Raw genomic sequence first — 17,728 nt, 5'->3', positions numbered from 1 at the left:
CGACCCCGGAATGGTTTACAGGCTGTAACTGTCACCGACCGCGCGGATTGCGGTAAGACCACGCTAATTCTTGATGCCGTCAATAGTTGATGATACTAATAGATGGGTGCGTGCAGAGCCCCCCGAAGACATGTTCTTTCGTGAGCTCGGCAGCGCCTGTTCCGAACTTCGGCAGGCGTTTGCCCGGCATGTCAACCGCAGTCCCCATCAGGTCCAGATACTGGTCCGGTTGCGGCGTGACGGGGAGACCAGCCACAGCAACCTGCGTCGAGCGTTGGGTATCGACGGGGCGAGCCTCACTCGGCTGGTCAAGCAGCTGGAAACCCAGGGACTGCTCGGCCGCCGCCTCGACCCGGCCGACAACCGCTACACCCTTGCTGCGCTGACGCCCGTCGGCGAGCGAACGGCTGCCGATCTCGAGCGAGCTCACGAGCAATATCAGCAACGGTTGCTCGACGGCATCACCGCGCGGCAACAACAGGTCGTGCTCGATGTGCTGAAGCGCATCCGCGCGAATACAACCGAACTGGAGAACTCGTGACCGACGACGTGCGGGCGGTGGCTCGAGGTATGTATGCGGCGTTCAACGCCCGCAACCACGATGCCGCGGAAGACATCTTCACCGCCGACTTCTACAGCCACCCTCTCGACATGACAGGTCCCGACAGCGTCACCCGATCCTGGCAGCGGTTCCACGAGACATTCCCTGAGGCGCAGGTCATCGTCGAGGATATGATCGTCGAGAACGACACCGTCGCCGTCCGCACCAGCGTGCACGGCATTCCCGATCAGCCAGAGCCGACAATGCTCGAAATCTTCCGGGTGCGCGACGGCCGCATTGCTGAACTATGGGGACTGTCCTCCCTGCAACGCCGCCCCTGAAACCTCACCCCATGACGGAACGTCTTCTGTGCCGGGCCAGTGGTGGCCTGGTGCTGTCGAGCGGCAATCGGTTGTCGGGATGTTGTTTCGGTGAATTTCCGCATGTCGTGTTGCGGGGTGGTCTTGGATGTCGCGGTTGGACGTGACCTCGGCGCCGATCTGGTCTCATTCGTGCGGCTGGCGATGGCAGCACCATCCAGCAACGCCACGGCGGCCCCTGGAAGAGGGCATGGCGTTTGCTCATCACCTTCTGCTGCCTCACCACCACAGGCTCCTGGAACACCTCTGCCCCAATGCCAGGAACCGGTGAACAGCCGCCAGGCCCGAACGCCCAGCAGCGACGGCACCGACCTGCTGATCGCCAACAGTCGCGCAGATCTGCACCCGGCACAAATGCCGGAACCCCATGCGCGTCGCCGATCGCAAACGGACCGCCGGAGAATCCTGCGCCTTGCTCGCCACCGCGACCCAACTACTGGCCACCACCAACAACACCGAAGCCTCCACAATGCTCGACGAACTCCTCCAACACGACCTGAGCAACACCCCGCACCGCAACATCTGGCAACGCCGATTCCTCCCCGCCAAAGACTTTTGCTCACCAGGACTACACGCCGCCATCACCGCCTACACCCATGCCCACCCCAACCCACCACTCGGACGCCGACCACGCACCCGGTGACAGATACAACCTGCAAGTGACAACTACAACCTGCCGTCACAGGGCCCTTGACGAAACCTGGGGGTCGGTTTCTACTGGGGCGATATCGAACGTATATTCGATACAGATCGATAGCTGAATCGGTGCTGGCCTCTCGAATCGGGCAGGCCACTCCGCATGCTTCGCCTCGGGTCCCTCGTGGGAAGTGGGTGATAGAGATGGGTTCGGATGCGACATCGCAGGAGGGGATGAGCCGGGGCGCGATGCCGCGCGGAAACCGGCGTGAAGACCCGCCTTCGCTGGCTGAACTGCGCAGAAGCATCGCCGCCGTACCCGGTCGCGGAGAGTTGGCGGCGGATCGGGTTCCGCTCGGCGCCGAAATGCGCAGAGAGGTGCTGCCGGTGCCGCCTGCGCTCGCTCCGCTGTTGCCCGGTGGTGGCTTGGTCAAGGGCTCCGTCGTGGCATACACGGGGGCCAGTTCGCTGCTGGCGGGTCTGCTCGCTGCCGTGACCGAGGGCGGTGGTCATGCCGCGGTGGTGGGGATGCCCCGGCTCGGGTTGCTCGCCGCGGTGGAGATGGGGGCTCAGCTGCCGCGGCTGGCCGTGGTCGCCGACCCCGGCCCGGACCCGGTGGAGGTGGCCGCGGTACTGCTCGACGGGCTCGACCTGATCGTGCTCGGGCTCGGCGGCACTGCCGTCCCGCCTGCCCGCACCCGGGTCATCGCGGCCCGCGCACGCAACAAGGGCGCCACCCTCGTAGTCGTCGATGGCCGCTGGCCCGGAGCGTCCCTCCAGCTCGATGCCCGCATCGCGGGCTACGTCGGTCTCGGCCGCGGTCGCGGGCGGCTGCGGTCGCTCGGCCTCGCGGTCGAGGTGCGCGGCAAGGCGGGGCCGCCGCGGCGCGGGCGGCTCGAGTTATGCCCGAACGCGGGGCGCGTGGAATGGGTGCTGCACGAAAAGTCCGCTCGAACAGTCGAAACGGCCGTGGCGCGCGAGGCGGTGTCATGAGTTCCCTGAGTCGACCCCTACGTGGCAATCGGCTTCTCGGCCGGCTGGTGTTCGTTGGGGTGGAGGGTGTCACCAGCGCGGTCGGAGATATGGGCGGCGCAGGTGGTGCGGGCAACGGTGCGGCGATCGACGAATGCGGTGCGGGGCCGTGATTCGGCCGAACTCGAAGCGGGTGCTCGCCCTGTGGTGTCCGGACTGGCCCGCGGTCGCCGCCGCGGCGATGGCGGAACTACCCACGACGCGGCCGGTGGCGGTGCTGTTCGCCAACCGGGTGGTGGCGTGTTCGGCGATAGCGCGGGCGGAGGGCGTGCGCCGCGGGCTGCGGCGGAGGGAGGCGCAGGCACGATGCCCCGAGCTTTTTCTCGCGCAAGCGGATCCGGATCGGGATGCGCGACTGTTCGAGCCAGTGGTCGCGGCCGTGGCCGCGACGGTGCCCGGAGTAGAGGTGCTGCGCCCCGGGCTGCTCCTGCTCGGTGCGCGCGGTGCGGCGCGGTTCTTCGGGTCCGAGGAGGCGGCGGCCGAGCGTCTCGTCGACGCGGCGGCCGCGGTCGGGGTGGAGACTCAGATCGGGATCGCCGACGAGCTGTCCACGGCGGTGATCGCGGCCCGCCGTGCCGCGATCGTGCCCGCCGGGGCGGGAGCGCGGTTTCTCGCGCCGCTGCCGGTGGGCGAACTCGCGGTCGAGCCGAGCCTGGCCGCGCCGGCGCGCGCCGACCTGGTCGATCTATTGCACCGCTTGGGTTTACGCCGAGTCGGTGATTTCGCCGCGCTGTCCACGATCGAGGTCGCCTCCCGGTTCGGAGCCGACGCTGTGCGCGCGCATCGCTGTGCGCGGGCCGAGCCGGAACGTCCGCCGTCCGCGCGGCGGCCATCGCCGGATCTGGTGGTGGAGTACCGCTGCGATCCGCCGATCGAGCGAGTCGACGCCGCCGCCTTCGCCGGTCGCCTGCTCGCCACCCGCCTGCATGTCGCGCTCGCGGCTGCCGGGCTGGCCTGCACCAGACTGTCGGTGTTCGCGGAAACAGAGGCGGGGGAGGAGCTTTCGCGTATCTGGCGGTGTGCCGAGCCATTGACGCCGGAGAGTACTGCGGACCGGGTGCGCTGGCAGTTGGACGGCTGGCTGACCCGGCGGGACGGTGGACGACCCACCGCACCGATCACCGTCCTGCGGCTGGAACCCGTCGAAGTGGTCGCGGCGGGCGCGCTGCAACTCGGGTTGTGGGGTGGGGTCGGCGAGGAGGACGAGCGAGCCCGCCGCGCGTTGATCCGGGTGCAGGGCCTGCTCGGCGGGGAAGCGGTGCGGGTCGGCGTGCTCAGCGGCGGACGCGGCCCCGCCGAGCGCATCACCATGGTCGCACTGGGTGACGAACTCGTCCCCGCGGCCGACCCCACGCAGCCCTGGCCCGGGCGCCTGCCCGAGCCCGCACCCGCCGTGATCCTGCTGAACCGTCCGTTGGTGCGTCTGGAAGCCGCCGACGGCACCCCCGTCGAAGTCACCGGCCGTGCCATGTTCGACGCCGACCCCGCGCTGCTGCGCTGGGGAAGCAGACAGTGGCGGCTGACCGGCTGGGCGGGGCCGTGGCCGGTGGACGAACGCTGGTGGGCGCCGGATCCGGACGACACCTCTGCGGAATGCGCTGCCCGCGCACAGGTCCAACTCGACGGCGCGCCCGCCGACGTCCGGGTGCTGCTGCTGATCTACTATGACGAAACCTGGCGTGTCGAAGGGCTTTACGGCTGAAACCCAGGGCGGGACCACACCGTCGCCATGGTGAACGGATGTCCGCGCAGCTCAGCCCATTTCGGCTTCTTCGTCAGGAACGCGTCGTCCACCAGCGCCTCGGCGACCTCGGTGAGCACCCACCCGGCGGCCAACCCGGCCGACATGTGCTCGCTGAACAGATGCAGATGCGTGCTGATCGCCACCGGCTCACCGGAGGCGCCTGTGTAGTGCGTCGGCATGCCGGACACCATGATGAATTGCGGATGGTAGCTGACCAGCACGCACAGCGCTCCTGGCGCGGCCAGCCGCCACGCCTCCGCGTAGAACGGCGCCAGTTCCGGCAGGTGCTCGTCGATCAGCGAGGCGATCACCAGGTCGTACGCGCCCTCGGTCAGCCCTGTCGCCCGTACGTCACCTTCGGTCAGCGTGGTGTGGGCGCCGCGTTGGATGGCCTGCTCCAGCATGCCCGGGCTCAGGTCGACCCCGTCGATGTGTGGGATTCCGTGTTTCCGCAGCCAGGCTCCGGTTCGCCCGGTACCGCAGCCCAGGTCGGCCGCCCGCCGCACCCGGCCGAGGTCCAGCCGCCGCAGTCGCCCCAGCAGCGCGAGATCCATCTCGTCCAGCACCGTCTGCTCGTAGGTCGGCGCCCATCCGTCGTACCCGCTGGTCACGTCGACGGTGCGGTAGTGGCGACGGTCGAAATCGGCGAAGGACGGCATGCGGGCGAGTATGTCTCCTGAGATCGATTCCACGCCAGGAATTTACCGACCGCGCACGTGGTGTGCTATCCGCCGAAACGGCGTGCCCACCTGGGGCTTCGGCCGCCTCGGTATTCGGCGCGCCTGATTCGGCGGCACCGCAGCACATTCGAGTGATCCGCGCTACAACTCGCGCCGGGCGAATAACGGCAAGTATTCTCGAAAGTCGTGGATCTGACGGTGGACCGGGTGGCATTCGGAGACGTGCGGGTCGCCTACCGGGATTCGGGGGTGGGCGCGGTCAGCGACGTTCCCGTGATGCTGGTGCACGGCATGGGTGGTGACGGGTACACCTGGGACCGGTTCGCCCGTGTCCTGGTGCGGTCCGGGCGCCGGGTGGTCATTCCCGACCTGCGCGGACACGGTCGTAGCTCGCACACCGATTCCTACCGCTTCGACGACTTCGGCACCGACCTGCTACGACTCTGCGATCGGCTGGACCTGACCTCGGTCGATCTGGTCGGGCATTCACTCGGCGGCTACGCGGCGTCCTGCGTCGCGCAGGAGCGGCCGGAGCTGGTGCGCAGGCTGGTCATCGAGGAGTGCCCGCTGCCACTGCGCTCCGGCGCCGAGGAAATGCGGCTGACCCGCCGCTTCCCGACCGTGCCCGAACTGTGGCACGCCACGTCGAGCCTGGCCAGGCACCCGCGCGCGGTGCTCACGTTCGACCGGTCCATGACGAGGACCGCGCTGGAGCAGTTCCGCAAGCCGAACCCGGAGTGGTGGGACCGGCTCTCCGACATCACCGCGCCGACGTTGGTGCTGCGCGGCGGTCCCGGCGGCATGGTCGATCCGGAGAAGCTGCCTGCCCTGCAGGCCGGTATCCCTGACTGCACTGTGGTGGCGTTTACCTGCGGCCACAGCATCCACCGCGACCGTTACCAGGAGTTCGCCGCGGTAGTCCGCCCATTCCTGGCGGGCTGAGCACAGGTGCGGCGTCCGGCTTTCTGGAGTGCGGGACACCGAGCCGATCGGGCAGCACGGTGCGGCGGCTGCCGCGATTACCAGTGCGTGCCGGGAACCCAGCGGGCCGCCCGACGCAGGGCGGTGCCGGTCACGCGGCCGGCCATCGACTGCCTTCGTGGCTTCGGTCGAGAGGCGCCGGGTTCGGCATGGCCCTCGGCATGTTCGGTGTGCTCGCCCCTGGCGGCGGGGGAGTCCGGCAGGGCGCGGTAGTAGCGGTGCAGGATGCGGTCGCGGATATTCGGGGTGATCAGGGCGCAGTATTCGGCGATGGTGCCCAGCGGCACGTCGATGCGCTTCGGGCGTTCGGTCAGTGCGCGCACGATCGTCGCGGCCGCCCACTCAGGGGACTCGGCGGGTGGGCCCTGATCGCCGCTCGGGGTGATCATCGGGGTACGCACCAGCGGCATGTGGATGGTGGTGAAAGTGACGCCGTCGGCCATGGTTTCGATCGCGGCCACCTCTGTGAACTTGTCCAGCGCCGCCTTGCTGGCCAGATATGCCGAGAACCGGGGCGTGGCCACCTGCACGCCCGCGCTGCTGATGTTGACGATGTGCCCGAACTTACGTTTCCGCATCTGTGGCAGCAGTGCCAGCGTCAGCCGCAGCGCGCCGAAGTAGTTGACCGCCATGGTGCGTTCGAAGTCGTGCAGCCGGTCGGTGGAGCGGTGGATGGCGCGGCGGATGGATCTGCCCGCATTGTTCACCAGCATGTCGACGTGTCCGTGCTCGTCCAGGATGGTCTTGACCGTGTGCTCGACGGAGTCGGAATCGGTGATGTCGCACGGGTATGCGTAAGCGACGCCGCCCGCGGCCCTGATCTCTTCGACCAGGGCGGTGAGCTCGCCGCCGCGCCGCGCGAGCAGGAATACGGTGGCGCCTTTGCCGGCGACGGCCGACGCCGCGGCTCGTCCGATCCCGGAGGAGGCTCCGGTGATGAGGACATGCCGTTCGGCCAGGTCGCGGTCGCGGCGGTGGCGCCGGATCTTCCCGGGTAAGCCGGCGGTCTCGGCGGATGCGTCGGACATCGCTACCTCCTGTGCGGGGTCGAGTCGACATTAACTTACTTTGAAGTAAGTTTACTCGTCGAGTGGTCCTGGTCGCGTCCAGGATCGGGCCGCTCTCGCCGTGATGGCGGGTGTCGCACCGACGCGATCCGCGCATTCGAGATTCCCCGTGCAGGGGGAGTTCCGGCGCGGCGAGCCGGGTCGAACACTCTCGAATCAATCGAACATATGTGCGATACTCGGCGCATGGCGGACGATCGGATGGCGGAGGTTTTTGCCGCGGTGCGGCTCGGGGGCGTTGACTCGACGGCGGCGCGGCAGACGCTGGAGAAGCTGTGGAACGAACTCGGTGAACATGCGGACGCGTTGCACCGCTGCGTCATCGCGCACCACTTGGCCGACCTGCAGGACGAGGCCGCCGATGCGCTCCGCTGGGATCAGCGGGCGCTTGCCGCGGTGTTCGGGCCCGGTATTCCGCTGGACGAAGGACTGCGCGGTTTTCTTCCCGCGCTGTATCTGAATCTGGCCGACAGTCATCGTCGCGTCGGGGAGTTCGAGGTGGCTCGGATGCAGCTGGCCATCGCTCGCGGACATCTCGACGTCCTTGCCGCCGACGCCTACGGCGCTTTGATCCGGGGTCGGCTCCGTGGCGTCGAAGCCGCCCTTGCCGTCGGTTCCGCGGAGCGACTTCCGGGCTCCTGACCTGGCTGTACAACGGCGTTGTTCGAATGTACGTTCGAGCATGAGGAGGTGTGGTGTGGGCTGGGCCAACGGGCCGCCGAGCTGGGCGGAAATGGAGCGGGTGCTGTCCGGGCGGTCCGGACGAGCCGACCCGGACGCCAGGCACCCCGGCGATGGTGGCGACAGCCCGGCGTGGTCGCGCAAGCGTGTCGAGTATCGGCCCGAGCCGGTTGAGCGTGCCGACGAACCGTCGGTGCCCTACGCGGAGCTGCACGCGCATTCGGCCTACAGCTTTCTGGACGGTGCGAGCCAGCCGGAGGAACTGGTGGAGGAGGCGGTGCGGCTCGGCCTGGAAGCGATCGCGCTCACCGACCACGACGGCTTCTACGGCACCGTCCGCTTCGCCGAGGCGGCCAAGGAATGGGGAATGCCCACGGTCTTCGGCGCCGAGCTGTCGCTCGGCGTCCAGCCCGAGCCGCGCGGTCCCGCGACGGAACATGGGCACGACGCCGCCAACTCGGCGGCGCGTACCGGCTCGCCGGATCCGGCCGGGCCGCACCTGCTGGTGCTGGCCCGTGGCCGGGAGGGCTACCGCCGACTGTCCCGTGCGATCGCGGCCGCGCACCTGGCCGCGGGGGAGAAGGGCATCCTGCGCTACGACTTGGACGCGCTCACCGCCGCGGCCGAGGGGCACTGGCACATCCTGACCGGCTGCCGAAAGGGGCACCTCCGCCAGGCGCTGGAGCGCGACTTGCGCACCGGGAGTACACGTCTCGTGCACGCGGAGGCCGCGCTGCGCGACCTGGCCGAACGCTTCGGCGCCGAACGGGTGAGTGTGGAACTCACCCACCACGGCATCCCGGAGGACGACGAGCGCAACGCCCACCTCCTCGCCCTGGCCGATCGCCTCGGCCTGCCGGTGCTCGCCAGTACCGGAGCGCATTTCGCCGCGCCGGGGCAGCGCAGGCGAGCCATGGCGCTCGCGGCGATCCGGGCGCGGCAGAGTCTGGACGAGGTGGCGGGCTGGCTGGCGCCCGCGGGCGGCGCGCACCTGCGTTCCGGGGCGGAGATGGCGCGGCTGTTCGCCGACTGTCCCCATGCGGTGGCGAACGCGGCGGCGCTGGCCCGCGAATGCGCTTTCGACCTGAAGCTGATCGCCCCGAGACTGCCGCCGTTCGACGTGCCCTCCGGACACGACGAGCAGTCCTGGCTCCGCGAACTCGCCTTAGCGGGTGCCGCGCGGCGCTACGGCCATCCGGAACGGAACCCGCAGGCCTACCGGCAGATCGAGCACGAACTCGCGGTGATCGCCGCCCTGGAGTTCCCCGGCTACTTCCTGGTGGTGCACGACATCGTCAGCTTCTGCAAGGACAACGACATCCTCTGCCAGGGGCGCGGTTCCGCGGCCAACTCCGCGGTCTGCTACGCGATCGGCATCACCAATGTCGACCCGGTGCGCAACCAGCTGCTGTTCGAGCGGTTCCTCTCCCCGGAACGCGATGGCCCGCCCGATATCGATGTCGACATCGAATCCGACCGCCGCGAAGAGGCGATCCAGCACGTCTACGCCAAGTACGGCCGCGAGTACGCCGCGCAGGTGGCCAACGTGATCACTTATCGCGGCAAGTCCGCGGTGCGCGATGCCGCACGGGCACTGGGTTTTTCGCCGGGTCAGCAGGACGCGTGGAGCAAGCAGGTGAGTCGCTGGAGCAGTGTTGAATCGGCGGCGCTCCCGGGGCTCTCCGTGGTTACGCAAGCTACCGCCTCCGAGCCCGTCGCTCGCGCCGGCGTCGGCGCCGAGTCGAACACCGACATTCCCGCCGAGGTGCTGGAGCTGGCCGCCGACATCGAGGGGCTGCCACGGCATCTGGGCATCCACTCCGGCGGCATGGTGATCTGCGACCGGCCGATCGCCGACGTCTGTCCGGTGGAGTGGGCGCGCATGCCCGGCCGCAGCGTATTGCAATGGGACAAGGACGATTGCGCCGCCATCGATCTGGTGAAGTTCGACCTGCTCGGGCTCGGCATGCTCTCCGCGCTGCACTACATGATCGACATGGTGCGCGAGCACAAGGGCGAGACCGTCGAGCTGCACACGTTGGATCTTGCCGAACCCGCCGTCTACGAGATGCTGACGCGCGCGGACTCGGTGGGCGTCTTCCAAGTCGAGTCGCGGGCGCAGATGGCCACGTTGCCCCGGCTGAAACCACGGAGCTTCTACGACTTGGTGGTCGAGGTGGCGCTGATCCGTCCCGGCCCCATCCAGGGCGGTTCGGTGCACCCCTATATCCGGCGTCGCAACGGGGCGGAGGAGATCGTCTACGACCATCCCGCGCTGCGGAATTCGCTGGAACGCACTCTCGGTGTTCCGCTGTTCCAGGAACAGCTCATGCAGATGGCCGTCGATGCCGCCGGGTTCACCGCGGTCGAAGCCGATCAGCTGCGCCGCGCCATGGGCTCGAAGCGGTCTCCGGAACGCATGGACCGCCTGAAGGAACGGCTCTACCAGGGCATGCGCGAGCGGCACGGCATCACCGGCGAAGTCGCCGACCGCATCTACGAGAAGCTCTACGCTTTCGCGAATTTCGGTTTTCCGGAAAGTCATTCGCAGAGCTTCGCCTCGATCGTGTTCTACTCGGCCTGGTTCAAGCTGCATCACCCCGCCGCCTTCTGCGCGGGTCTGCTGCGCGCTCAGCCGATGGGCTTCTACTCGCCACAGTCCCTGGTCGCCGACGCCCGCAGGCACGGCGTCGCGGTGCACGGCCCCGACATCAACGCCAGCCGCGCCGAACCCACCCTCGAAGCGAAGGGCACCGAGGTGCGCCTCGGCCTCGCTGCCGTCCGCCATATCGGCACCGACCTCGCCGAACGCATCGTCGTTGCCAGGGGCGAGCGGCCCTACACCTCCTTCCTCGACCTGACCGGACGGGTGGAACTCACGGTCGCCCAAGCGGAATCCCTCGCTACGGCCGGTGCGCTCGGCAGCCTCGGCAGTACGCGCCGGGAAGCCCTGTGGGCGGCGGGCGCCGCCGCCGGTGAACGTCCGGACCGGCTGCCCGGCACCGGTGCGGCCACCACCGCGCCCGCTCTGCCCGGTATGAGCGATCTGGAAATGGCCGCCGCCGACGTCTGGGCCACGGGTGTCTCCCCGGACAGCTATCCGACCCAGTTCCTGCGCCCTCGGCTCGACGCCCTCGGCGTCACACCGGCTTCCGGCCTGCTCGACGTCCCCGACGGCTCGCGCGTCCTGGTGGGCGGCGCGGTAACGCACCGGCAGCGCCCCGCCACCGCCGAGGGCGTCACCTTCCTCAACCTGGAGGACGAAACCGGGATGGTGAACATCGTCTGCTCGGTGGGTCTGTGGAGCCGCTACCGCCGTCTCGCCCAGGGCGCTCCCGCCTTGCTCATCCGCGGCCGGGTGCAGAATGCCGAGGGCGCGGTCAGCGTTGTCGCCGAACACCTGCAGCGTTTGAATTTGCGGATGGAGTCGAGATCGCGCGACTTCCGCTGATTCGAGAGAGGGGCGCGCAGACCCCCGGATCTTCTGTAAGGCAAGCGTCAGTCCGAGGCCAACGTCGCCAGCGTCATCCATCCGACGTCGGATAGGTGTCGGCATGGGGAGGACGTCAAGAAGTGTTGGAAGTGTTCTGGAGAAGGATTATCAGGAGCTGTTCGCGCCGGGTGCTATCGGGTGTGGGCTGGTGCTGCCGCCCTTCCGGGCGGTGGTGAAGGCCCTCACGGGAGCCCGTCAGGGTCGAGCGTGCCCTGAACCGGGTGGTCATGTACCAAGATCGCGTGCAGCATGAAAACGCCGTGTTTGCCGTGCGAATAGTGCATTTTCGGTCATGAACCGACGGTAGGATCGGAGTGTGCGGCTTCGGTACAACTTCCGCTTGTATCCCTCTGTGGGACAACAGCGGTCGTTGGCGAAGGCATTCGGAGGCGCGCGGGTGGTGTACAACGATGCACTCCGGGCGCGGCGGGAAGCGTTCGAGGCCGGGCAGCGGATCAGCGATGGAGAACTGTCCAAGCGGCTCACCGAATCGAAACATCGTCTACGCAGCTGTGCTCGGTGTGCGGAGCGCTGGGCGGAAAGAAGCCGTTGTATGTCCGGGAGTGGACGTGCATGTGTGGTGTGACCCATGATCGCGATGTGAACGCCGCGAAGAATATTCTGGCCGCAGGGCGTGCGGACAGTCCAACGCTTGGGGAGCTGGTGTCAGCCTCGGCCTCGGTCGAGCAGTCGGAGTTGCAGCAGGAACCCACCGGAAGCGCGGCACAGCCCGCACAGGCCGGAATCTCCTGCCTTCGGGCGGAAAGGACGTCGTGCGAGCAATGAGGAAGCTTGCTGTGCTGTGCGTCGCTGTGCTGGGTTTGACTGTGCTCGCCGGGTGCGGTGATGACGACGAGAAGTCCGTGCCTGGCCGATCGTCGACGCTGGCCACCGGGCCGGCTCCCGCGATGGTTCCTCCAGGGCTACGCGAAAAAGCGCCGCCGAAGCGGGACGACAACTCCCGCGGAGAAACGGTTTCCGTGCGCAAGGAGGTCGTCACCGGCAGTGTCGAGATCACTGCTGACGCGCCCGTCGCCGCGGCGGGCACGATCGCCGATCGGGTGCGCGAGGTAGGCGGCCGGATCGACAGCCGCACCGAGCAGCCCGGCACCGACGACGACGAGCCGAGCGCCACGCTCACCGTCCGGGTACCCGCCGACAAGACCGACAGGTTCATCGATGCCCTCGGCGGCGTCGGGCGTGTCACCCGGGTCAGCACCAATCGGGACGACGTCACCATGCAGTGGGAGGACCTGGACGCCAGGATCAAGGCGCTACAGGCTTCGGTCGACCGGCTGCGCGCGCTTATCGCGGGCGCCACCAACACCGCCGACCTGCTCAATGCGGAGCAGGCGATGACCAGCCGACAAGGTGAACTCGACAGTCTCACGGCGCAGAAGCGGCATCTCGACGATCAGGTCGCCCTGTCCACGCTGACCATCGATATCACCACGGGAGACAAGAAATCCGACGACGACGCCGACACCTTCTGGGACGGCATCGTCTCCGGCTGGAACTCGCTGGTGAACTGGCTCGAGGACGCGGTCGTGTTCACCGGCAAGGCCATACCGTGGCTCGGCTTCGTGCTGGTGATCGCCGCCCTGGTGTGGGGCATCGCCCGGCTGGTGCCGCGGCGTAGGAAAGCCGTGCGTGGAGGGGAAGAATCGGCACCGGCTCCGGTGGAGCCTTCGACCAGCGCCGAACCCTCGCGAGGCGCGGATACCAGCGCAGGAGACAAGGGTGACGACGGTAGTAAGGGCGACGATCAAGCCGAACAGTCGTAAGGGCCCGCTGGTGGAAACCTTCGACGACGGGAGCCTGCAACTGTACGTGCGGGCTCCCGCTGTCGAAGGCAAGGCCAACAAGGCCGCGATCGAGCTGATCGCCGAGCACTACGGGGTGCCCAAGTCCGCGGTCCGGCTGGCGGCGGGCGCCGCGTCGCGTTTCAAACGGTTCGAGATCAACGTCTGATCCGCGGTTTCGTTGACGGACAATGCTTTCCGTCCGTCGTCTAAACCCCTCCGGGGAACCCCAGCTGGCGCCACGCCTCGTACACCGTCACCGCCGCCGCGTTCGAGAGGTTCATCGAGCGGCGTCCCGGCAGCATCGGGATGCGCAGCAGATCGGTGACGCGCGGATCGGTGAGCACCGCCTCGGGCAGGCCGGTGGGTTCGGTCCCGAACAGCAGCACGTCGTTCTCGCGGTACGTCACGTCGGTGAACCTGGTAGTGGCCTGCGTGGTGAACGCATAAACCCGCTCCGGGCGCAGCGCTTCCCACGCCGCCGCCAAATCGGAGTGCACCGTCACCGACGCCAGATCGTGGTAATCCAACCCGGCCCGCCGCAACTTCGGCTCGGACAGATCGAACCCCAGCGGCTCGATCAGATGAAGATGGCACCCGGTCCCCGCGACCAATCGAATCGCGTTCCCGGTATTCGGCGGGATGCACGGCTCATGGAACATCAGATGGAACACAGGTGTCAGTCAATCAGGTCGTCGAGCGCCACTGACAACTTCTGTCAGTCGGGCAGCAGTCGGAGCGGAATCGGATGACGGGTTCGGACCGCGCTGAAGTGTCGGCGATCCAATGTAGCGACTTCCTTCACGTCGAGTCGTTCGGTGACGGCCAGTACGGCAGCATCGACAGCACCGAGCGGGAAGTCGGCGTACTTTCTGACCAACTCGGCCATCCGAAGCAGATCGGCCCGGGTGAGATCGACAAGCTCGATTTCCTCGTTGGCGATAGATTCCAGGAACATGGCTTCGGCCGAAGGTCCAACCCGCGTTTCCAAGAAATAGCAGACTTCTGCGAGAACCGGACCGGGAACCAGTAGTGGCCCAGGGTGCGTCTCGAGGAGATCAAGGCAGCGTCGATGATCCGCGTCGTTCTCGTTGAGCACAGCGACGAGCGGGCCGGTGTCGCAGACGATCACTCGGCTTGTCTATCACGTTCCTCGCGGAGCAACTCTTCCGACCTTGCCGCTAGATCAGACTCAGCGTGCATCAAACCGGCAAATGAGAGGCGCCGACGCTGCTCGCCTGGAGGCTCGGTGGCGGGACCTCGCTCAGCTGTCTCGGTGACGACCAACTGCAACGCCACAGCCCGCAACGCATGCGCTTGGTCCGGTGTGAGCCGATCGACCAGACGATGGAGATCTTCGTAGTCGTACGCTGCGGTCATGGGACTGATTGTAGTGAGAACTGCACGCCATAGCGTTGACTGCGCACCATCCCTGCCGTAGCACCGAACACTCCGGGCTGTCATGCCGTCGCTGACGTTCTGCGAACGGTGATGTACGGCTCATGGAACATCAGATGGAACACAGGCCAGTTAATCAGGTGGGCTGGCCGGTCACGTCGGCGGTGATGACGTCCTTCGTCGACGCATAGTCGTGATTCCCGGTGGGGCATTCCTAGGCACGTGCACAGCGCACGTGCATCTGTCCGTTCGGGTTGGCGAAGGATGTGGCGTTGTTATTGTCACCGAAGATTTTCCGGTGTCGTCGTTGTACCTGATGCCTGTCATCGGAGCGGGGTGGGTGCGTCTGCAAGAATCGGAGGCGTGACCGACGCTGACATGCCCACCGCCGAACACCGGTCCGGCAGCCGCAGCCTGGGTGCGCAGTTCCTGCGCTGCCATCTGCCGATGGTCGTCGTCACAGTGGTGATTGTGGTGGCCGTGGTGTTCGTCGCCTCCGACCGGTGGCGACGTGGGGCGTTGTTCTTCGGTGGTGCGACGCTGCTGGCCGCGGCGTTCCGCCTGTGCCTGCCGACGGCGCGGGTCGGTCTGCTCGCGGTGCGCAGCAAGCCGTTCGACGTGGGTGCGCTCACCCTGCTCGGCTCCAGCATCGTTTTCCTCGCGGTCACGATCAACACGATGGGTGTCGGCTAGCGCACGATGTTTCGTGTCGGTGGCGGCTGACATTCAGGCGTACAAGCCCCCGCCCGGAGGTCAGCGGCTCAGCGTCCGGACCGCAGGCCGATCCGCGCCAGCCGCATGGTCTCGGTCAGCAGCTTCGAGACCGCGGCCGCCTCGGTGAGGAAACCGTCGTGCCCGTCGCGCGAGTGCACGACCTCCAGCCCGTCGCAGCCGGGTAGCAGATCAGCCAGCTCCTGCTGGGTCCAGAGCGGATAGAGCCGATCGGAATCGACGCCACCGACCACGCAGGGCACCGGCGTGGCCGCGAGCGCCGCCGCGACACCGCCGCGCTCGCGGCCGACGTCGTGGCGGTTCATCGCCTCGGTCAACAGCACGTATGTGGCGGGATCGAAGCGCTTGCACAGCTTCTCGGCCTGGTGGTCCAGGTAGCTCTGCACCGCATAGCGGCCGCCGCGCAACGGATCCTCATCGCCCTGGGGCTTGTTCTGGAACCGGTGGTCGAGCTCGGACTCGGTGCGGTAGGTCAGGTGCGCGATGCGCCGGGCGATGCCCATGCCGGCCATCGGGGCGCGGCCGGTGTCGTGATAGTCGCCACCCTGCCAGTCGGGGTCGGCTTTGATCGCCGCGATCTGCGTGGTCTGAGTGCCGATCTGGTCGGCGGTGGCACGCGCGCCGACCGCGAGTACCAGCGCGGAGGCGACCCGTTCCGGCGCGCCGACCATCCACTCCAGCACCCGCATGCCGCCCATCGACCCGCCGACGACGGCGGCGAGCCGCCGGATGCCGAGCAGGTCCATCAACGCCGCCTCCGCGGTCACCTGGTCTCGGATGGAGATCTCCGGAAACCGTGCGCCCCAAGGCTTTCCGTCCGGAGCGCGGGTGGCCGGGCCAGTACTGCCCATGCAGCCGCCGAGCACGTTCGTCGCGATCACACACCATTCGTCGGTGTCCAGCGGCGCGCCGGGACCGACCATCCCGTCCCACCAGCCCGGCAGCGGGTGGATGTCATCGGCCCTGCCGACGACGTGCGAGTCGCCGGTCAGCGCGTGTTCGACAAGCACGACATTGTCCAGCGCGGGGGAGAGCTCACCCCAGCGCTGCACCGCCAAGTGGACGTCCGGAACGACCGCGCCGCTCTCCAGCAGCGCATCCCCGATGGCGATGATGCCGAGCCGCCCGTCTGGAGGCGGCAGTACCACGCCGGACGAACAGGCGATATTCGGTTCGATACGCACGGTCACGACGCAGCCACCGCGAAACCGGCGCGAGGGTCGGCGTCGGAATCTCGGATACCAACTGCCAGGCGGACCAGGCGGTAGATCGCTCCGGAGGCCGATCTCTCGTCGGGTGTCAGGTGAGAATGCGTCCTCGGCGCGGGGTCCATCACGAGAGAACGCACATCCCCGATGTTAGCCACATGGCTCTGCGGGGCCGATCCGTCGACGAACTTCTTGCCCGCGCCGACGCCGCCGCGCGGCGCGAACGCGGCGACCGTGCCCTTCGGGACCAGTCGCTGCCGGTGCGGACGAGCGCTCGTCATGCCGGAACGAACCTGTCCGACCTGGATCTGCTCAGTGTCGAACGGCACCTGCGGCAGGTAGTTTCCGGTCGCGGGCGCGGTGAAATCACTCATGGTTTTGCTCCAAAGCAGGTGTTCGCCGGTACTGAAGGGTTATCCGGGTATGTGTGAACAACAACACATTTCGGCGACCTCCTGTGCGCGCTTGCTCCCGACTTTCGGGAGCCAGGTCATCACCCGGAGCACCCCACCGCAGCTGGAGGGTTGCCGGCCAGCGAGCCGGGGCTTGGCGCTGGCACTCATGACCTTTTCGGCATCATAGCTGGCAGGCGGTCAGCCTTAGAAATCTTCCGGCGAACTCACTGGCCATCGCTGGTCCGCGCGACGCAGCAGGTGCGTACGAACTCGTCGAAGGTGGCGATGAACGCGGCGCGTCCTGCCGCGGCCGCGGCCGCGGTCGCAAGGTCGTCCTGAACGAACGCCTCGCCTGAGCACTCCATGCCGACGTGGCCGATCAGCTGCCAGGTTCCGACGATCAGGCGCACCGCGGGTGAGTCGGGTTCGGTGCCGAGCCGCTCGGCCACCACGGCCGCGATCGCGGCGGTCTTGTCGTCGGCCTGTTCGAGGCTGCGCGCGCTGACCGACGGGTTGCTGCGCAGAATCCGCTGCATCTGCTGGAACTGCCGGAACGAGATCGGTCCCGTGTCGCCTTCGTCGGCAGCCCGGCCCACTACGCGCAAGAACGCCTCGCGCAGCGACTCGAGTTCGTTGCCTGCGACCGGAAGGTCGCGCAGAGTCTCGGCGACGGCGAGCCCGAAGTCCTTCACCGGGCCGAGGACGATGTCCTCTTTGCTGTCGAAGTAGCGGTTGATCGTTCGCGGCGAGACATCGGCGGCGTTGGCGATCTGCTCGACCGTTGTCGCGTCGAAGCCCTGGGTGTCACACAGGTCGAGGCCGACCTCGATGATGCGCAGCCTGGTCTGCTGCTTCTTGCGTTCGCGCAGGCCGGGCCGCCCCGGGTTAGCTGGTGGGCTCGCGGAGGTGTCCGCCGCTGCGCTCGCGCCGATCGGCGCTGATGACTCGAGCATCTGCA

20 protein-coding genes, 2 pseudogenes and 1 riboswitch are annotated in these 17,728 nt (G+C 67.8%); of the genes and pseudogenes, 14 read left to right on the top strand and 8 right to left on the bottom strand.

Annotated features, from left to right (window positions below; all coding sequences use genetic code 11):
• The first annotated feature begins 106 nt into the window (after positions 1-106).
• The 6 genes from AB0H00_RS15265 to AB0H00_RS15240 all read left to right on the top strand — a co-directional run bounded on the left by AB0H00_RS15265 (position 107) and on the right by AB0H00_RS15240 (position 4,291).
• A complete protein-coding gene (locus AB0H00_RS15265) occupies positions 107-541 on the top strand; it encodes a MarR family transcriptional regulator (protein ID WP_357266054.1) in 435 nt (144 codons plus the stop codon).
• Positions 538-882 (top strand): nuclear transport factor 2 family protein, encoded by a 345-nt coding sequence (locus AB0H00_RS15260; protein WP_357266052.1) that lies wholly within the window; start codon positions 538-540, stop codon positions 880-882. The genes AB0H00_RS15265 and AB0H00_RS15260 overlap by 4 nt, the downstream gene beginning before the upstream one ends.
• 406 nt (positions 883-1,288) lie before the next feature.
• Positions 1,289-1,564 (top strand): hypothetical protein, encoded by a 276-nt coding sequence (locus AB0H00_RS15255; RefSeq protein ID WP_357266050.1) that lies wholly within the window; start codon positions 1,289-1,291, stop codon positions 1,562-1,564.
• Positions 1,565-1,791: 227 nt separating this feature from the next.
• Positions 1,792-2,550 carry a hypothetical protein gene (locus AB0H00_RS15250; RefSeq protein ID WP_357266134.1) on the top strand — a complete coding sequence of 253 codons (759 nt, stop codon included), beginning with the start codon at positions 1,792-1,794 and terminating at the stop codon, positions 2,548-2,550.
• On the top strand, positions 2,547-2,702 hold the full coding sequence (locus AB0H00_RS15245) for a hypothetical protein (RefSeq protein WP_357266048.1): 156 nt from the start codon (positions 2,547-2,549) through the stop codon (positions 2,700-2,702). Before AB0H00_RS15250 ends, AB0H00_RS15245 begins: the two co-directional genes overlap by 4 nt.
• Before the next feature lie 68 nt (positions 2,703-2,770).
• On the top strand, positions 2,771-4,291 hold the full coding sequence (locus AB0H00_RS15240) for a DNA polymerase Y family protein (protein WP_357266132.1): 1,521 nt from the start codon (positions 2,771-2,773) through the stop codon (positions 4,289-4,291).
• Here AB0H00_RS15240 and AB0H00_RS15235 read toward each other — a convergent pair.
• Positions 4,282-4,992, bottom strand: a complete 711-nt coding sequence (locus tag AB0H00_RS15235) for a class I SAM-dependent methyltransferase (protein ID WP_357266046.1) — start codon at positions 4,990-4,992, stop codon at positions 4,282-4,284. The genes AB0H00_RS15240 and AB0H00_RS15235 overlap by 10 nt on opposite strands.
• Before the next feature lie 207 nt (positions 4,993-5,199).
• On the opposite strand from AB0H00_RS15235, the gene AB0H00_RS15230 reads away from it, so the two are divergent.
• Entirely contained in the window at positions 5,200-5,955 is a 756-nt protein-coding gene (locus AB0H00_RS15230; protein ID WP_357266044.1) for an alpha/beta hydrolase, read from the top strand.
• Positions 5,956-6,032: 77 nt separating this feature from the next.
• On the opposite strand, the gene AB0H00_RS15225 is transcribed toward AB0H00_RS15230, so the two are convergent.
• Positions 6,033-7,022: an SDR family NAD(P)-dependent oxidoreductase gene (locus AB0H00_RS15225; protein ID WP_357266042.1), complete on the bottom strand. Its 990-nt coding sequence runs from the start codon at positions 7,020-7,022 to the stop codon at positions 6,033-6,035.
• A gap of 225 nt (positions 7,023-7,247) precedes the next feature.
• On the opposite strand from AB0H00_RS15225, the gene AB0H00_RS15220 reads away from it, so the two are divergent.
• The 6 genes and pseudogenes from AB0H00_RS15220 to AB0H00_RS15195 all read left to right on the top strand — a co-directional run bounded on the left by AB0H00_RS15220 (position 7,248) and on the right by AB0H00_RS15195 (position 13,206).
• Complete coding sequence (locus tag AB0H00_RS15220) at positions 7,248-7,703, top strand: hypothetical protein (protein ID WP_357266040.1); 456 nt, start codon at positions 7,248-7,250, stop codon at positions 7,701-7,703.
• Between the two features lie 55 nt (positions 7,704-7,758).
• Positions 7,759-11,193, top strand: coding sequence for an error-prone DNA polymerase (locus AB0H00_RS15215; RefSeq protein WP_357266038.1), 3,435 nt, complete (start codon positions 7,759-7,761; stop codon positions 11,191-11,193).
• Positions 11,194-11,551: 358 nt separating this feature from the next.
• Positions 11,552-11,821: a helix-turn-helix domain-containing protein gene (locus AB0H00_RS15210; RefSeq protein ID WP_357266036.1), complete on the top strand. Its 270-nt coding sequence runs from the start codon at positions 11,552-11,554 to the stop codon at positions 11,819-11,821.
• Positions 11,734-12,021: pseudogene (locus tag AB0H00_RS15205) on the top strand (zinc ribbon domain-containing protein); the annotation flags it as partial. The gene AB0H00_RS15210 and the pseudogene AB0H00_RS15205, both read left to right, overlap by 88 nt.
• Positions 12,018-13,019: a DUF4349 domain-containing protein gene (locus AB0H00_RS15200; protein WP_357266034.1), complete on the top strand. Its 1,002-nt coding sequence runs from the start codon at positions 12,018-12,020 to the stop codon at positions 13,017-13,019. The pseudogene AB0H00_RS15205 and the gene AB0H00_RS15200, both read left to right, overlap by 4 nt.
• Positions 12,976-13,206 carry a DUF167 domain-containing protein gene (locus AB0H00_RS15195; protein WP_357266032.1) on the top strand — a complete coding sequence of 77 codons (231 nt, stop codon included), beginning with the start codon at positions 12,976-12,978 and terminating at the stop codon, positions 13,204-13,206. Before AB0H00_RS15200 ends, AB0H00_RS15195 begins: the two co-directional genes overlap by 44 nt.
• Positions 13,207-13,246: 40 nt before the next feature.
• Here AB0H00_RS15195 and AB0H00_RS15190 read toward each other — a convergent pair whose 3' ends face one another.
• Genes AB0H00_RS15190 through AB0H00_RS15180 form a run of 3 tightly spaced genes read right to left on the bottom strand, consistent with a single transcriptional unit; the run spans position 13,247 to position 14,417 of the window.
• The gene (locus AB0H00_RS15190; protein WP_357266030.1) at positions 13,247-13,711 is read right to left on the bottom strand and encodes a tRNA (cytidine(34)-2'-O)-methyltransferase; all 465 of its coding nucleotides are present in this window, start codon (positions 13,709-13,711) and stop codon (positions 13,247-13,249) included.
• 44 nt (positions 13,712-13,755) lie between these two features.
• Positions 13,756-14,169, bottom strand: a complete 414-nt coding sequence (locus AB0H00_RS15185) for a PIN domain-containing protein (protein WP_357266028.1) — start codon at positions 14,167-14,169, stop codon at positions 13,756-13,758.
• On the bottom strand, positions 14,166-14,417 hold the full coding sequence (locus AB0H00_RS15180; RefSeq protein WP_357266026.1) for a hypothetical protein: 252 nt from the start codon (positions 14,415-14,417) through the stop codon (positions 14,166-14,168). The genes AB0H00_RS15185 and AB0H00_RS15180 overlap by 4 nt, the downstream gene beginning before the upstream one ends.
• Before the next feature lie 396 nt (positions 14,418-14,813).
• Here AB0H00_RS15180 and AB0H00_RS15175 point away from each other — a divergent pair, with 396 nt between their 5' ends.
• Positions 14,814-15,128, top strand: a complete 315-nt coding sequence (locus tag AB0H00_RS15175; RefSeq protein ID WP_357266131.1) for a DUF3017 domain-containing protein — start codon at positions 14,814-14,816, stop codon at positions 15,126-15,128.
• Positions 15,129-15,196: 68 nt separating this feature from the next.
• On the opposite strand, the gene AB0H00_RS15170 is transcribed toward AB0H00_RS15175, so the two are convergent.
• From AB0H00_RS15170 to AB0H00_RS15160, 3 genes and pseudogenes are all read right to left on the bottom strand, one after another.
• Positions 15,197-16,315, bottom strand: a complete 1,119-nt coding sequence (locus AB0H00_RS15170) for a homoserine O-acetyltransferase (RefSeq protein WP_357266129.1) — start codon at positions 16,313-16,315, stop codon at positions 15,197-15,199.
• 38 nt (positions 16,316-16,353) lie between these two features.
• A pseudogene (locus AB0H00_RS15165) lies at positions 16,354-16,626 on the bottom strand (PLP-dependent transferase); the annotation flags it as partial.
• A gap of 205 nt (positions 16,627-16,831) precedes the next feature.
• Positions 16,832-16,942: riboswitch (SAM riboswitch) on the bottom strand.
• A gap of 52 nt (positions 16,943-16,994) precedes the next feature.
• Positions 16,995-17,723 carry a TetR family transcriptional regulator gene (locus AB0H00_RS15160; protein WP_357266024.1) on the bottom strand — a complete coding sequence of 243 codons (729 nt, stop codon included), beginning with the start codon at positions 17,721-17,723 and terminating at the stop codon, positions 16,995-16,997.
• Positions 17,724-17,728: the final 5 nt, after the last annotated feature.

The organism is Nocardia sp. NPDC023852, from assembly GCF_040639505.1.
Taxonomy (GTDB): Bacteria; Actinomycetota; Actinomycetes; order Mycobacteriales; family Mycobacteriaceae; genus Nocardia.
The sequence above is the reverse complement of the archived record's forward strand: the minus strand, read 5'-3'. Positions and strand labels throughout refer to the sequence as shown.